This is a genomic window from Streptomyces sp. PU-14G (assembly GCF_041028275.1).
Taxonomy (GTDB): Bacteria; Actinomycetota; Actinomycetes; order Streptomycetales; family Streptomycetaceae; genus Streptomyces.
Map to the genome: position 1 here is coordinate 1 of NZ_JASKYT010000707.1, position 835 is coordinate 835.

General features: G+C 59.3%; 2 rRNA genes. Both read left to right on the forward strand.

The annotated features are described in order from the left end of the window. Positions 1-420, forward strand: a 16S ribosomal RNA gene (locus AB8Z75_RS34855); the annotation flags it as partial. Positions 421-724: 304 nt separating this feature from the next. Continuing rightward, positions 725-835, forward strand: a 23S ribosomal RNA gene (locus AB8Z75_RS34860); the annotation flags it as partial.

An 835-nucleotide genomic window follows, 5' to 3' on the forward strand; every position in this document is an offset into this window, starting at 1 on the left:
CTCCTTTGGGAGGTTGGGGACTCACGGGAGACTGCCGGGGTCAACTCGGAGGAAGGTGGGGACGACGTCAAGTCATCATGCCCCTTATGTCTTGGGCTGCACACGTGCTACAATGGCCGGTACAATGAGCTGCGATGCCGTGAGGTGGAGCGAATCTCAAAAAGCCGGTCTCAGTTCGGATTGGGGTCTGCAACTCGACCCCATGAAGTCGGAGTCGCTAGTAATCGCAGATCAGCATTGCTGCGGTGAATACGTTCCCGGGCCTTGTACACACCGCCCGTCACGTCACGAAAGTCGGTAACACCCGAAGCCGGTGGCCCAACCCCTTGTGGGAGGGAATCGTCGAAGGTGGGACTGGCGATTGGGACGAAGTCGTAACAAGGTAGCCGTACCGGAAGGTGCGGCTGGATCACCTCCTTTCTAAGGAGCATCTTGCTGCCGCATACGGTAGCCAAGGCCTACTACGTCAGCGAATGTCTGACGGTGGGTTGCTCATGGGTGGAACGTTGACTATTCGGCACTCTTGCACGGTGATGGCTAGTACTACTCTTCGGAGTGTGGAACGTGATTGTCGGGTGAGGGTGTCGGGCGCGCTGTTGGGTGTCTGAGGGTGCGGGCTGTTGGCCTGTCCTTCGGTGCCGGTCCCAGTGAACTCGCACGGTGGTGTGGGGTGGTGGGTGGCTGGTTGTTGTTTGAGAACTGCACAGTGGACGCGAGCATCTGTGGCCAAGTTTTTAAGGGCGCACGGTGGATGCCTTGGCACCAGGAACCGATGAAGGACGTGGGAGGCCGCGATAGACCCCGGGGAGTTGTCAACCGAGCTGTGATCCGGGGG